At 68.0% G+C, this 14,496-nt stretch carries 13 protein-coding genes; 4 read left to right on the forward strand and 9 right to left on the reverse strand.

Features of this window, described 5'->3' with window-relative positions:
- Positions 1 to 134: 134 nt before the first annotated feature.
- From OXG79_10610 to OXG79_10625, 4 genes are read left to right on the forward strand one after another with little or no spacing between them, the layout of a single operon-like run.
- The gene (locus tag OXG79_10610; protein MCY3784226.1) at positions 135 to 2,051 is read left to right on the forward strand and encodes a SpoIID/LytB domain-containing protein; all 1,917 of its coding nucleotides are present in this window, start codon (positions 135 to 137) and stop codon (positions 2,049 to 2,051) included.
- A gap of 56 nt (positions 2,052 to 2,107) precedes the next feature.
- Positions 2,108 to 3,040 carry an FAD-dependent thymidylate synthase gene (gene thyX / locus OXG79_10615; GenBank protein ID MCY3784227.1) on the forward strand — a complete coding sequence of 311 codons (933 nt, stop codon included), beginning with the start codon at positions 2,108 to 2,110 and terminating at the stop codon, positions 3,038 to 3,040.
- A 53-nt stretch (positions 3,041 to 3,093) separates the two neighbouring features.
- Complete coding sequence (locus OXG79_10620) at positions 3,094 to 3,396, forward strand: nucleotidyltransferase family protein (GenBank protein ID MCY3784228.1); 303 nt, start codon at positions 3,094 to 3,096, stop codon at positions 3,394 to 3,396.
- 19 nt (positions 3,397 to 3,415) lie between these two features.
- Positions 3,416 to 3,727, forward strand: a complete 312-nt coding sequence (locus OXG79_10625; GenBank protein ID MCY3784229.1) for a DUF86 domain-containing protein — start codon at positions 3,416 to 3,418, stop codon at positions 3,725 to 3,727.
- 104 nt (positions 3,728 to 3,831) lie between these two features.
- On the opposite strand, the gene OXG79_10630 is transcribed toward OXG79_10625, so the two are convergent.
- The 9 genes from OXG79_10630 to OXG79_10670 all read right to left on the reverse strand — a co-directional run bounded on the left by OXG79_10630 (position 3,832) and on the right by OXG79_10670 (position 14,483).
- A complete protein-coding gene (locus tag OXG79_10630; GenBank protein MCY3784230.1) occupies positions 3,832 to 4,848 on the reverse strand; it encodes a 2-hydroxyacid dehydrogenase in 1,017 nt (338 codons plus the stop codon).
- Between the two features lie 73 nt (positions 4,849 to 4,921).
- Positions 4,922 to 6,448 (reverse strand): UDP-N-acetylmuramoyl-L-alanyl-D-glutamate--2,6-diaminopimelate ligase, encoded by a 1,527-nt coding sequence (locus OXG79_10635; GenBank protein ID MCY3784231.1) that lies wholly within the window; start codon positions 6,446 to 6,448, stop codon positions 4,922 to 4,924.
- Positions 6,445 to 7,494, reverse strand: a complete 1,050-nt coding sequence (locus OXG79_10640; GenBank protein MCY3784232.1) for a peptidoglycan bridge formation glycyltransferase FemA/FemB family protein — start codon at positions 7,492 to 7,494, stop codon at positions 6,445 to 6,447. Before OXG79_10640 ends, OXG79_10635 begins: the two co-directional genes overlap by 4 nt.
- Positions 7,491 to 8,186: a ubiquinone/menaquinone biosynthesis methyltransferase gene (locus tag OXG79_10645; protein MCY3784233.1), complete on the reverse strand. Its 696-nt coding sequence runs from the start codon at positions 8,184 to 8,186 to the stop codon at positions 7,491 to 7,493. Before OXG79_10645 ends, OXG79_10640 begins: the two co-directional genes overlap by 4 nt.
- Positions 8,187 to 8,211: 25 nt before the next feature.
- A complete protein-coding gene (locus tag OXG79_10650; GenBank protein ID MCY3784234.1) occupies positions 8,212 to 9,210 on the reverse strand; it encodes a polyprenyl synthetase family protein in 999 nt (332 codons plus the stop codon).
- Positions 9,203 to 10,066 (reverse strand): TatD family hydrolase, encoded by an 864-nt coding sequence (locus tag OXG79_10655; protein ID MCY3784235.1) that lies wholly within the window; start codon positions 10,064 to 10,066, stop codon positions 9,203 to 9,205. The genes OXG79_10650 and OXG79_10655 overlap by 8 nt, the downstream gene beginning before the upstream one ends.
- Positions 9,979 to 11,511: a methionine--tRNA ligase gene (metG, locus tag OXG79_10660; GenBank protein MCY3784236.1), complete on the reverse strand. Its 1,533-nt coding sequence runs from the start codon at positions 11,509 to 11,511 to the stop codon at positions 9,979 to 9,981. Before metG ends, OXG79_10655 begins: the two co-directional genes overlap by 88 nt.
- 45 nt (positions 11,512 to 11,556) lie before the next feature.
- The gene (rsmI, locus tag OXG79_10665) at positions 11,557 to 12,405 is read right to left on the reverse strand and encodes a 16S rRNA (cytidine(1402)-2'-O)-methyltransferase (protein ID MCY3784237.1); all 849 of its coding nucleotides are present in this window, start codon (positions 12,403 to 12,405) and stop codon (positions 11,557 to 11,559) included.
- 107 nt (positions 12,406 to 12,512) lie between these two features.
- A complete protein-coding gene (locus OXG79_10670; GenBank protein MCY3784238.1) occupies positions 12,513 to 14,483 on the reverse strand; it encodes a hypothetical protein in 1,971 nt (656 codons plus the stop codon).
- Positions 14,484 to 14,496: the final 13 nt, after the last annotated feature.

A 14,496-nucleotide genomic window follows, 5' to 3' on the forward strand; every position in this document is an offset into this window, starting at 1 on the left:
GCTGCGCGACGCCACCCGTGCAGTATATGGGCCGCTGGCGCGGCCAACGGTCCACCGGGCGTCACGGTCGACCAGGGCCTTTCGTTGCGCATGTGGCTCATCAACGTGCCCGCGGGCCGTACACTCGGTGCTCTGTGAGACGACACGCCCCCATCTTCCGCTGGTGCCGGGCGGGCCGGCTGGCAGAGGCCCTTGCGGGCCTGGTTGCCGTGACGGCGGTGTTGCTGGCAACCGCGCCAGGCCGCGCGGCCGCCGTGACCACCGTCGCCATCCCCTTTCATCCCCATGCCACCGTTCGGCTCGAAGGCGCGGGATGGGGCCACGGCGTCGGCATGTCGCAGTGGGGCGCGCGCGGCCGGGCGCACGCCGGCCAATCCGCGGCGCACATCCTGCAGGCCTACTACCCGGGCACTGCAATCGGCCACGCGGACACCGGCGGCACGCAGATCCGCGTGCTCATCGACCGTGGGTACCGGCCGCCGGCCGTCGACGGCTCGAGAGGCTCATCCAACGGTCTGCCGGGCGACATCATCGGCGTCGGCGGAAGCTGGCAAGTCGAGGGCGTCACCGGCCCGCTGCCGGCGGGCGCCCGTCTGCAGATGCTCGAGCAGACCGGCAGCGGCGGTATCACCGTCGGCGTGATCAATCCCAGCGGCGTATGGACGCAGGGGTTCCAGCTGCCGAGCGTCTTGGTCATCAAGCCCTTGGATGCCACAACGCGCCTGCGTGCGGTGCACAAGCCCGCCGGCAAGAGCGAGCACGTCCCAAACGCCTATCTCGATACCTATCGCGGCTCGCTGGTGCTGCACGCCCACGGCGAATCCCTGGTCGACACCGTCAACGTCCTGCCCATCGAGGACTATCTGCGCGGCGTGGTGCCGGCGGAGATGCCCTATCACTGGCCCGCGGCGGCGCTGCAAGCCCAGGCGATCGCCGCACGTGGCTACGCCCTCACCGGACTCCGGCCGCAACACCCTCTGTGGGACATCGACGACACGCCGAACCACCAGGCCTACGCGGGCGCCAACCACGAGCGCGAGACGACCAATGCGGCGGTCGACGCCACGGCCGGCCAGGTGCTGACCTACGCCGGCCAGAATGTGCGCCCCTACTACTTCAGCACCTCGAACGGCCACACCGAGGCCAGCAGCGACCAGTTTGGCGGCGCGCCGCTGCCTTATCTGATGGGCATTTCCGACCTCGACCCATCGGGCCGCCCCTGGGACGCCGACTCGCCATTCGGCACCTGGCGCACCCAGGCCTTCGGCTTGACGGTGCTGGGCGACGCCCTGCGGGCTGCGGCAGGGGTCACCCTGGGCGATATCCAGAGCCTGGAGATCCGCCGCACGGACGGCGGCCGCACCGTGCGCATCCAGGTCAACGGCACCGCCGGCTCGGCGACCGTGAGCCACCGCGACTTCAGAACCGCGTTCAACCAGCACGCGGCGCCCCAGGTGGGCGCCATCGCGGGCTCGCACTTCCGCATCGTGCTCGGACATTCGCTCACACGGCCCGTGGTTCCCCTGAACCTGCCCAACAACCAGTCCCGCTACTACGAGGAAACCGGCCACAACATCGTCTACGGCTTTCTGCGCTACTTCGACGCCAACGGCGGCGTCGAGACCTTCGGGCTGCCGCTCACCGAGGAGTTCGAACTGGGTGGCCGCACCGTGCAGTATTTCGAAAAGGCCCGCTTCGAATATCACCCCGAGCACGCCGGCACCCGCTACGAGGTCCAACTCGGCCTGCTGGGCGATGAGCTTACGGCCGCACGGCGGCCCTTCCCGCGCGCCGAGCCGATCCCTCGCGAGCCCAACCACCGCTACTTCCCCGAAACCCGGCAGGCGGTGCACTTCGCCTTCCTGGCCTATTGGGAGTCGCAAGGCGCGCTCGACCGCTTCGGCTATCCGATTTCCGACGAGATGTCGGAGAACGGGCGCACCGTGCAGTACTTCCAGCGCGCCCGGTTCGAGTGGTATCCAGAGTTCGGCGAGGTCCGCCTGGGTTCGATCGGCGCCGAGCTGCTACGGCAGCGCGGGCTGCTGCCATAGCGGTTAAGATTCAAACCGCCAGAGGAAGCACCGCCGGAACCGTCCCCACGCCACGCATCGCGCCCGAGCAGCAGGCCGACATCGCCGAGCAGCGCGCCCAAGCGCACACTACCCGGCGCACGACGGTCGCGGCGTTGGAAGAGCTCCTTTTCGAGCCTGTGCCGGTCCTCGATCACGGCTTCATCCGCGTGGTCGACTACATGGGCGACGACGAGGCCATCGTGCAGGCGGCGCGCGTCTCCTACGGCCGCGGCAGCAAGCGGCGGCGGCGCGACCGCGGCCTCATTCGCTACCTCATGCGCCACTGGCACACCACGCCGTTCGAGATGTGCGAGATCAAGCTGCACGTCAAGCTGCCGATCTTCGTGGCGCGCCAGTGGATCCGTCACCGCACCGCCAGCGTGAACGAGTACTCCGCCCGCTACTCCGTGCTCGACCACGAGTTCTACGTCCCCGAGCGCGACCGCCTGCAAGCGCAGTCGACCCTCAACAGCCAGGGCAGCGGCGACGTGCTGAACGACCACGAGGCCCAGCGCGTCCTCGACCTCCTCACCACCGACGCCGGCCAGGTCTACGAGCACTACGAGGAAATGCTGAATCTCGACGCAGAAGGCGAGACGCTCGATGCCGACCGCCAGGGCCTGGCGCGCGAGCTGGCGCGGATGAACCTCTCCCTGAACTTCTACACCCAGTGGTATTGGAAGATCGACCTGTTCAACCTGCTGCACTTCGTCTGGCTGCGGGCCGACCCTCACGCGCAATACGAAATCCGCGCCTACGCCGACGTGCTGCTCGACGTCATCCGCCGCTGGGTGCCGCTGACCTACGACGCCTTCATGGACTACCGCATGAACGCCGCCTCGATCTCCGGCCCTGGCCTGGCCGTCCTGCGCCGCATGCTCAACGGCGAACAGGTCTATCAGGAATCCAGCGGCCTCGCCCCGGCCGAGTGGCGGGAGCTGATGAGGCTTCTAAACAGTGAGTCATGATTGGTGCTGAGTCTCCGCCTGGCAATGAATTACCGGCGCAAGGAGCGCACCGCGTGAAGTCGCAAATCGATATTCCGAAGGATCAACTCGCCGCCTTCTGTAGGGACCACGGGATCAAGCGGCTGGCGATCTTCGGTTCCGCGCTAAGGTCCGACTTCGGACCAGACAGCGATATTGACATGCTTGTCGAGTTTGCGCCGGACCGAATTCCCGGCCTGTTTGCATTCGCCGGCATGGAGCTTGAGTTGACCCGAATGCTCGGTCGTAAGGTCGACCTCCGTACTCCAGAGGACTTGAGCCGCTACTTTCGCCAAGAAGTGCTCGCCGAGGCGCAAGTTCAATATGCGCAGGAATGATGAGATTCGCCTGCGCCACATGCTCGACGCGGCGCATGCGGCGATGCGGCTCGCGCACGAACGGGTGCGCAGTGACCTCGACGAAGACGAAGGACTAGCGCATTCCATAGTCCGAGTTGTCCAGATCATCGGCGAAGCCGCGAGTCACGTAGACGAGTCTGTTCGGGAAGGCAACCCAGGCATACCCTGGTCGCAGATCATCTCCATGCGCAACCGTCTCGTCCACGCGTACCACGACGTCAACATGGAAATCGTCTGGAAGACCGTGCAGGAAGACCTGCCTCAATTGGTCGAGCGACTCGAGCAGATCTTGCCGTCAGAAGCACGCTAACGCGGCAGGCCTGCTAGAACCCAACTACCCATCAGCTTGACCTATATGGAACCGACGCCGCACTAAACAATCGCTAGCCAAAGGCTCGCGGAGGCCTGCGCCACCTACCGCGGGGGTCGCAGGGGCAAATCCCCCAGCTCGTGCACGACCGATTCGGGGCGTTGGTTGCGTTCCACGCGGGCGATGTTTTCGTAGGCGAAGCGGATGCGCTTGGTCCAGCTTTCGTAGGTCGGGCCTGCGAAGTGCGGCGTCAGCACGACTGAGTCGAGCGCGGCCAGCGCCTGCCCGGCGGGAAACGGCTCTTCGACGAACGCATCGAGGCCGGCGCCGCCCAGACGACCTTGCTGCAGCGCATCGACGAGCGCGTCTTCGTCGATCACTCCGCCCCGCGCCGTGTTGATCACGATCGCGTCAGGCTTCATTTGGGCCAGCTCGGCGGCTCCGATCAGGCCGCGCGTGCTCTCCATCAGCGGCACGTGCAGCGAGACGATGTCCGAAGTCTCCAGCAGTTCGGTCCACGACACGTGGCGGACCTTCAGGCTCTCGGTCACCTCGCTCGGCGCCTGCACCACGTCGAAGTACTGCAACTCCACGCCGAACGGGTGCAGCCGCTGCGCGACCTGCCGGCCGATTTGCCCGAAGCCCACCAGCCCAACGGTGCGTCCCTCGAGCTCGTGCGGCTCCCACTCGGGCGTCTTGGCCGCCGTCCAACGGCCGGACCGCGTATCGCGGTCGATCACCGGCAGCCGCCGCAGCACGGAGAGGATGAGCAGGATGGTGTGCTCGGCCACGGCAACGGCGTTCGCGCCGCCGTTGGTGGCCAGCAGCTGCCCGGCCGCCCGGCAGCGGTCGAGATCAACCGTGTCGTAGCCCGCGGACAGGAGTTGGATCAGCCGCACACGCCCGTCGGGATCGTAGATGGCGTCCGGCAAGGGACTGAGCGGCGTGGCGATCACGACCTCGGCGCTGCGGATGATGTCGGCGTCCTCGTCGGTCAGCGAGCCGATGTCAGCGCCAACGTGCCGCGTTTCGATCAGCTCCCAGCCGGGCGCATCCGGCAGAAGCTCATGGGTCAGGCGCCGGCATCCCTCGCCGAACTCCTGGTAGAGCGCAATTCTCATCGGGCGGTTTCTCGCGGCTAATCCGGTGGTGCGGTCACGTCGCGGGCATACCCTAGCAGCCGCGAGGCGGCGGCTACGGCGCCGGGTAGCCGGCGGCCGCCAGCGCTGCCCGCGCCACCGCGGATTCGTCCCACGCAATGGTGCGGTCGGCGTAGGCGATGCTGGTTTCGTGGCCCTTGCCCGCCAGCAAGACCGTGTCGCCCGCATTGGCCTCGGCGATGGCCGCCTGAATGGCCATCCGTCGATCCAGCACGATGTCGATCCAGATGTCGGGCCGTACTTCCCTGGCGCCGGCAACGACCGCCTCGGCGATGGCTTGGGGATCTTCGCTTCGGGGATCCTCGTCGGCCACCAGGACCCAGTCGGCCAGCTCGGCGGCCGCGCGACCCAGCAGTGGCCGCTTGCTCCGATCCTGATCGCCCGCGCTGCCAAAAAGGGCGATGAGCCGACCTGGAGTTTGCGGACGCAGCGCCCGCAGACAGGCCTCCAGCGCCGCCGGCGTGTGCGCGAAATCCACGATGACCCGGAACGGCTGACCGCAGTCGATTGCCTGCATGCGCCCCGGAACCGATGCGATGCTCGGCAGCGCCGCGATTGCATTGTCGAGACTGCCGCAAATCGACCCCACGCACGCCGCGGCGGCGGCAATGTTGGCGGCATTCCAGGGGCCCACGAGGTTGGTCGGGACGGTCCAGCAGCCCCAGGGGGAGCTCAGCGTCACTTTAGGGCGCCCGTCGTCGAGTTCGACCCACTCCGACTGCACATCGGCGGTCGGCTGCCGGCCAAACGTGATCACGTCGCTGCGGGTATGGCGTGCAAATCCGGCTACCACCGGATCGTCGGCGTTGAGAATGGCCGCCCGACCCCGGTCGGTGGCGGGAGTCGCGTCGAGCAGATCGAGCAGCCGGCGCTTTGCCCGGCGGTAGCCCTCGATGCTGCCGTGAAGGTCGAGATGCTCGTGGGTCACGTTTGTAATTACCGCGCGGTCGAAGCTGAAGCCGTCCACGCGCCGGAGCTCCAGCGCGTGCGACGCCACCTCGAGCACCGCCCAGTCGGTCCCCGCATCCACCAGTTCCCGCAGCTGCCGAGCGATCACCGGCGGCTCGGGTGTCGTCAGCCGCCCGGCCGCGGGCAGCCATTCGCCAGAAAGCCACGTGCCCACGGTGGTCATGGCGCCGGCGGCGTGTCCTTGCGATTGAAGCATCGACGCGATCAGGTGACTCGTCGTGGTCTTGCCGTCCGTACCCGTCACGCCGACCGTGCCGATGTCCAGATCGGGCTCGCCCCACAGGCGCCGGGCCAGCGCGGCCAGAGCCCGCCGACCGTCCGGCACGATCGCCAGACCCACGCGCGAGGGGACTTCGACGGGACGCTCGGCGACCACGGCCACGGCACCGGCGGCGATGGCCGAGGAGATGTAGGCGTGACCGTCATCGCGCAGCCCGCGCCGGGCGACGAAGCAGGCGCCGGGGCCAACCTGTCGCGAGTCGAAGTGCACCGACTCGATCAATCCGCCGGCCGGCTGGCGCAGTTGCGCGTCCGGACAAGCCGCCAGGAGATCGGCGAACGGCCGTGGGGCCGGCGACTCCCGGCCGTTCATACCGGACCCGCCCGGCCGGCGCGCGCGCTGTGAATTGCCTCGCGCAGGCGCACGGCTCGGGTGAGCAGCCACGCCCGCGCAGGCTGTAGCGATAGATCGAACGCGCTGGGATAGGTCACCAGGTCCGGATTGAATCCGAGCTTGAACCGGTGCACGCCGGCCATGGCGTCGTTTGCGTCGTCGGGGTCCGCCATGCCCCAGAGGTCATATCGCGTGAAACCCCGCCCTTTGGCCCACTGCATGGCCGCCCACTGCACGGCGTGCGGCGCCATGAGATTGCGATGCTGGTTCGACGACCCACCAAAGACGTAGGCGGCGGTGCGGCCCGCGCCCACCACCATCAGCGCCGCCAGCGGCGTTCCCTGATACCGGGCAATGAAGAGCGCACCCTGATCGGGTTGAAACGTCTGCCACACATCGCGGTAGTACGACGCGTGGTGAATGGCAAACCGCTCACGCGAAGCGGTGATTTGAACCAACCCTACGAACGCCTCGAAGTCGGCGTTGCCTTCGGCAGGCGCCACCTCCACGCCGCGGCGTCCGGCGAGTCGGATGTTGTAGCGCATCTTGGACTTGAAGCCGCCGAGGATGTCGGATTCCGGGCGCTCGAGGTCGACCACGGCGGTGCGCGGGATCTGCACGAACTGGTTTGACGACCGCAATCCACAGGACGCAAGCGCATCAGCGGCCAAATTGCTCGGCGGCTCGATGCGGACGAAGGATGCGCCGTGGTCCCGGCCGACCTCGATGGCCGCACGCGCCGCCGCCGCGGCGTCGTCCGGGGTTTCGGCCAGCGGTCCGCGCGGCACATAGGCCAGGCCGACGCGCGGCCCGCCCGGCCACGCTCGCCGGGTGCGGATGAGCACCTGCGCCCCGCCCGCGAGACCGCCGTCGCCGCGCGGCAGGCCCAGCCGGATCGCGCGCCATCCGTATCGCGACTTCAACTCCCCCCACCGCCACGACTGCAGAAAGCCACCATCGGCATGTCTGGCCACAAAGGCCTCCCACGCCGCCTGCGACTCGACCCGGGAGACGGCGGCAGTCATGGGCGGCGCGCCACGTGGATCGCCACGGCGCCCAGGGCGTGCTTGCGGAACCGCACGTCGACGAAGCCGGCGGCTTCGATCTGGTGGGCCAGCTCCTGCGCCGTGGGAAAGTCGTCCACCGACTCGGGCAGCCAGGTGTAGGCCGCTGCGTGGCCGCTGATCCGGCGCCCCACCCAGGGAATCCACCGATGGAAATACAGGCGGAAGAGGTGCCGGAACACCGGCGTGCGGATCGGCGTCATTTCGAGGATGACCAGCACGCCGCCGGGACGCAACACCCTTGCGAAGCCGCTCCAGGCACGCGGCAGGCTGTCCAGGTTGCGCGGCAGGAACGCGCTGACGATCGCATCGACGGAGCCGGATGCCAGCGGCAGGCACAGCGCGTCGCCCTGCAGGGCGCTGACATCGGCGCCGTCACGCCGCGCGCGCTCCATCCCGTGAGCCAGCATCTCGCCCGCGAAATCGAGCGCAATGACTCGGGGAGCGTTGGCGGAGCGACGCCAGGCTTCCAGCGACAGGTCGAGCGTCCCGGCGCCGGCGTCAAGAATGGTCGTGGGGCGGCCGATGAGCGCCTGATCCACGGCATGGCGTCGCCAGCCGCGGTCCATCCCGAAACTCATCAGCCGGTTGAGCAGGTCGTAGCGGGGTGCGATCGCGTCGAACATGGGACGCACCCACGGCGATTTGGCCATGCCGCATTATCGGCCGTGCGGGCGGCTAGCGGGTGCGCTCGGTCGCTTGGTGAATGAAGGCCGCCAAGGACTCGCGCGACGGGGACGGGCGAACGCGGTCCAGGGCGGCCCGGGCCTGCGCCGCGTAGCGCCCAGCGACCGCGGCCGCATCTTCAACCGCACCCGACGACTTGATCGCATCGAGGGCCTGCATGACATCGGCGTCATCGGTCGCCTTTCCGGTGAGCACCGCGCGCACGGGATCGTCGTCGCCAGGCCGGTCGCCGAGGTACAAAATCACCGGAAGCGTAACCAGCCCGGCGCGCAGATCGGTTCCGATGGGCTTGCCGGTTTCGGCCGCCAATCCGCTGATATCCAGGATGTCGTCGGTGATCTGAAAGGCCATGCCGAGGCTCCAGCCCAGGTCTCGAAATGCCTTCTGCTCAGCCGCTGGGGAGTCGCCCAGCACGGCGGCGGCTTCACACGCCAGCGCGAACAGCGAAGCCGTCTTGTGGCCGATTTTTCTCAGATATTGCTCGCGGGCCAGATCGCCCCCGCCTTCGTAGCTGGGAGCCACAAACTCGCTCGTGGACATGTCGTGGATGGTGGCCGCGAACAAGCGCACGATGACCGGCCGATCAAGCTGCGCGACCAGGTCGGCGGCGGTCGCAAACAGATAGTCGCCGGCCAGCACGGCGATCTTTTGCGACCACATGACATGCACGGCGGGCTGCCCGCGGCGCTCCGGCGAGCTGTCGACGATGTCGTCGTGCACCAGCGTGGCCGAGTGCAGCACCTCCGTGGCAGCCGCCAGCTTGGCTACGGCTTCGGGGCGTCCACCGACGATCGCGGCGACGTGGAGCGCCAGGGCCGGTCGCAGACGCTTGCCCGGCGCCAGCAGCACCGCGCCGAGGACTTCCTCGAGCAAGGGAATCTCTGGAACGCGCGTGCAGGCGCGCAGAACGTCCTCGACCTCGGCAAGCCGCGGCGCGACCATGCTGGTCGCGTGGTGGTCAGCGTCGGCCGCCGATTGATGGTCAGGCACAGGCGGCGGGGGCACCGAAGACGGCGCGCGCATTCCGGGTGGTCTTCTCGGCCAGTGAGGGTACCGACATTCCCACCGCCGCCGCCACTACCGCCGCCGTATGCGGCAGGTGCGCCGGTTCGTTGCGCCGGCCTCGAAGCGGCTCCGGGGACAGATAGGGCGCATCCGTCTCGAGCAGCAACCGCTCAGGCGGGATTTCAGCTGCCGCGGCGCGCAGCTCGTGCTCGCGACGAAACGTGACGATGCCCGAAAGCGAGATGTGCAGCCCGAGATTGGTGAACTCACGGACCTGATTGGCGTCCCCCGCAAAGCTGTGCATCACGCCCGTGATTCCCGGCACGGCCTCGAGCACGCCGGCTACGGCGTCAAGCGACTCGCGCGAGTGGATCACGACCGGCAGGTCAAGCTCGACCGCCAGCGCGCACTGCTCCGCAAATGCGCGCGCTTGGACGTCGCGCGGTTGAAACTCGCGATAGTGGTCGAGCCCGGTTTCGCCGATGGCTCGGACCTTCGGGTGGGCGGCCAGTGAGCGCACTTCGTGCGCCGTGCGGCGGTCCCAGCTCCCGCACTCGTGCGGATGCACGCCGACGGACGCCAGCCATCCGTCATAGCGCTCGGCAAGCTCAATGGCCCGGCGGCTCGACTCGAGGTCGTTGGCCACCACCAGCACCTCACCGACGCCCGCGGCAACCGCGCGGGCGTGGAGCGCCGGCAATTCGTCGGCGAAGACGTGATCCCCCAGATGGGCGTGGGTGTCGAAGAGCGTGGCTATGCGGCCTCGATGCGTGGAAACAGCGCGGCGCCGCCCGGAACCCGGTGCCCGGCCGACAGGCCGGTCCAGCCGCCCGCGCCCCAGTCGCCGGGGCCGGCGGGCGGCAGGCCCAAGCGGCCGAGGATGGCGGTTGAGGTCCGCGGCATGGCCGGCTGGATTTGTATGGCGATGTGGCGCACCGCCTCCAGGGCGGCGCCCAACACGGTCGAAAGCCGCTCGCGCTGCACGGGGTCCCTGGCCAATCGCCACGGCTCGGTGCGGTCGATGTATCGATTCACCGCGCTCACGAAGTCGAACGTGGCGCCCAGGGCCAGGTGCAGTCGCCAGGACTCGTAGTTCGCTTCGGCCAGCGTCCAGGCCGTTTCGGCCGCGGCGCGCAGCTCGCTCTCCACCTCCGAAGGCTCTTCCGCCGGCGGGACCACGCCGTCGAAATAGCGACCGAGCATGGACGTGGTGCGCAGCACCAGATTGCCGAGGTCGTTGCCCAGGTCGTCCTGGTAGCGGCGCCCCATGTTCTTCCACTTGAAGTCGCCGTCGCGATCGAAGGGCACTTCGCGCAGCAAGTAGTAGCGCAGGGCGTCCGATCCGTGCCGCTCGATCACATCGGCCGGTCGCACGATGTGACCGCTCGTTTGGCTCATCGGCGCGCCTTCGTAGTCCACCCATCCGTGGACCACGATTTGCCGGGGCAGCGGCAAACCCGCCGACATGAGCATCGTGGGCCAATAGAGCGCGTGGAAGCGGACGATGTCCTTGCCGATGACGTGCGCCTCGGCCGGCCACCATCGCTCGAATGCCGCCTCGCCGCCGTTTTGCCCGAAGCCAATGCCGGTGATGTAGTTGATCAGCGCGTCGAACCAGACATAGATCCGCTGCGCGGGATCGTTGGGCAGCGGGATCCCCCAGGTCAGCGAGGCGCGCGAGATGCTGAAATCCCGCAAGCCCTGGCGAATGATGCCGAGCATTTCGTTGCGCCGCGTGTCCGGGTACACAAAGTCCGGGTGAGCCTCGTAATGGGCGGCGATGGCGTCCTGGTACTTGGACATGCGGAAGAAGTAGTTCCGTTCGGTGACCCACTCGGGTTTGGCGTCGTGGAACGGACATAGCCCGTCGGTCAGGTCATCGTCCGTATAGAACGCCTCGCAGGGGACGCAATACCAACCCTCGTAGTCGCCCTCGTAGATGTCGCCTTGGGCCAGCACGCGAGCAAAGAATTCATTCACCGTCACGTGATGCCGCGGCTCCGTGGTGCGAACGAAGTCGTCGAATTCGACGTCAACGCTGCGCCAGACGTCTTGGAAGCGCTCGGCGGCCTCGTCGACGTACGCCATGGTGTCCATGCCGGCCTCGGCGGCCTGGCGGCTCACGCGCTGGCTGTTCTCGTCGAGCCCCCCGAGGAAATAGGCGTCAACCCCGCACAGCCGCTTGAAGCGCACCATGGCATCCGCGGCGATCATTTCGAAGCTGTGGCCCACATGCGGCTCGCCGCTGGGATAGGGAATGGCGGTGGTGAGGTAGTACTTCGACACAGAGGATTTCGCGCGACGCGAGTCCGCGATTCTATCCCAGGCGCTCTAGGACTCCTTGGCGGGGTCGGCGCGGCGGATCTCCTGGGCCAGGGCATAGACTTCGCGCCGCGGCATCCGCAATTCCCGCGCAACCGACGCCGCGGCCTGGCTTGGCGAAGCGCCCGCGGCCATGGCGGCCGTGACCGCGGCGACGACATTCGACGCCTCGGGCGCGGCTTCGGGCTCGCACTCCGCCACGTCGATCACCAGCGTGATCTCTCCGCGCGGCGCTTCGTGCGCCAGCACCTCGCACAGCTCGGACAGCGGCATTTCTCGAATGTCCTCGTGGAGCTTGGTCAGCTCCCGGCACATCGCCGTCGGACGGTCGCCGAGACACTCGAGCAACTCGGCCACGCGCGACGCGGCCCGATGCGGCGGCAGGTAGATGACCAGTGTGCGCGCGACCTCGGCAGCGCGTCGGACCAGGCGCTCGCGCCGCGGCCGTCGCTCGGGCAGGAACCCAATGAACGTGACGGGCTGCTGCGCGAACGACACCACCGACAGGGCCGTGGCCAGGGCTGACGCGCCCGGGATTGGCACCACGGGCATCCCCTCGCGGCGAACCCGGGCCACGAGGTCCGGCCCGGGGTCGGCCAGGCCGGGGGTTCCGGCGTCGGACACCAACGCGACATCGCCCTCCCGCAAATAGGCGACGATGGCGTCCTCCCGCCGCTCGGGGCTTTCGGCGTGGTAGGGGATCAGCCGCGGGCTCGCGCCAATGTGGTTGAGCAGCTTGCGGGTGCGCCGAGTGTCCTCCGCCGCGACGACCGGCACCGAGGCGAGCACGCGGGCGGCGCGCGCCGTCAGATCCTCGAGATTGCCAATCGGCGTGGCCACCACGTAGAGCACGCCCATGGCGGCAAGTGTAGGCGCTCAGCTATTGGACACGGCCGCAACGGCCCCGGCGGGGCTCGGAGCCCCGCCGGTTCGGCCGTTGCGTGCGACCTAGCCTCGCGCCGCGTCTACCCCGCGGTCGCCGGGAGCGGCTTCGGCATGTTTCGCAGCGCCGTGTAGGCCGGGCGCGGACTCAAGTCGCCGCGCACGATCCCGAACGCCCACTTCTCGTCATGCGACCCCACGACCTGCTGAAAATTGAAATTCCAGACGATCATGTGCGTCACGTAGGGCGCTTCCGCCCGCACCTTCGCGAACGACCGGACGAGGTAGTTCGCCTGGTCCTGCTCGCTGTTGCACCGGGCGTACTCGTAGCCCGGCGCCGGGTTCGGCGTCGTGGCCCAGCCGAACTCGGTGATCCACAGCGTCTTGTGCCGGAAGGCCGGGCCCGCCGCGATCATGTCGGCGTACAGTTGCTCGTAGCGGCTGAAGAAGAAGCTGTCGTGGGTCGACCAGCCGCTGTTGCACTTGGCGCGGCTCGCCGACGGGTTATTGATGGTGTCGTCAGGCGCGTTCGGCCCGCCGTTGGGATGGATACCCAGGAACTCGAAGTAGTTGGCGATCTCACCGCCGTTGGCGGCCCACAGGCGCCGCAGGTAGTCCCGGTCGTCGATGGCGGTCGACGTGTTACCCGCCGGCGTCATGGCGCCCAGACCCACCATGGCGTTGGGATCGCCGCGCTTGGTGCCGATGTAGCCATGCTTGACCAGCTCGAGAAACTCGATATGGGCGGTGTTATTCGGATCGCCCGGACGCAATGACGGCCACTCGCGCTGCAGATTGGATTCGTTCCACAGCTCGTAGGCCTGGACTCGACCCCGGTAGCGCGAGGCCAGCTCTTGCATGAAGCGGCCGAAGGTTGCCGGGTCGACGGGCGGGCCGTGACCAGGCGGCGATCCCGCGGCCTTGAGGCACGGCGGCGCCTTGACCACGCTGAGCAGAATCTGCAGGCCGTTGGCCCGCATGGTGTTGACCAGGCGGTCCACCGTCGCCCAGGACCATTGGTTGGACGGCAGCGCCTGACAGCCCGGTCCGAACACTTCCACCTCTTCCCATGGCACCTGCTGCTTCACCCACCCGAAACCGGCGCCGAGCACGAGGTCGGCCAGCCGCTGGTCGTCCGGTCGGCGGAACTCGCCCTGCATGCCATAGCCCTGCAGACCCTGCGGCAGCACACGGGGCGCCGGGACCGATCCAGACACAGGCGGCGGCGTGGATGTCGGAGTCGCGGTGGGCGTTGGCGTCGATTCCGGTGTCGCCGCGGGCACCGGCGCCTCACCCATCGCTTGGGCGGCCGTCAGCGGGAGCTTGGCGCTCTGCGGAATGATGACGCCGTTGAGCTTCTTGATCTGGTCCGGCACGTTGAGCAGGTGTGGAACGCCCACCCTGGTCCCAGGCGCCGGCACGTTGAAGATTCGCCACACCGCCCGCTGCGCCCGCAGGACTTGCGCGCCCTGCGGATTGCCATTGATTTCCTGTTCCTCATAGGCGATCGGCAAGCCGTAGAGATCGATCCAATTCGACTTTTCGAGGAACTTGGCCTTGAGGACCGGGTTGGCGTCCAAGAGCCGCAAGTGGTTGCTGATGATCTGCGAGAAGCTCGCCCCTGAATCCTCTGGCAGCACGCGGTGCGCCGGCACGCCGCGCAGGTTCACCCCGAACCGGTTCGCCAACACGTCCATGGAGTTCAAATACGCGAACTGGCTACAGCCGCCTCGGTCCGCGCGATCCGGCCGGTATTGCAGCATCACCTTCTGCAGGGCCAGGACCTGAAACCCGTTGAATTCGAACTGCTGGGCGATCGGGTAGCCGACGTCCTGGAGGACAAGCGTGCGCACGCACGAGTACCAGTTGATCCCGTCGGCGTCGACGACTGGAAAGCCGTCGTTCGGGTCCGAGGTGTCGCCGCCGGTGATGGTGTACAGGCAACCGCCCTCGATGGGGGTGCCCTGGTGGGGATCGCAGCCAACGGCCTGCACGGAGGTGACCGCTCCGGCGACCAACAGGCTGACAATGGCGACGACAAACCACTTGCGCATGCGCGAAACTCCT

It is taken from the genome of Chloroflexota bacterium, from assembly GCA_026706485.1.
GTDB lineage: Bacteria > Chloroflexota > UBA11872 > UBA11872 > UBA11872 > JAJECS01.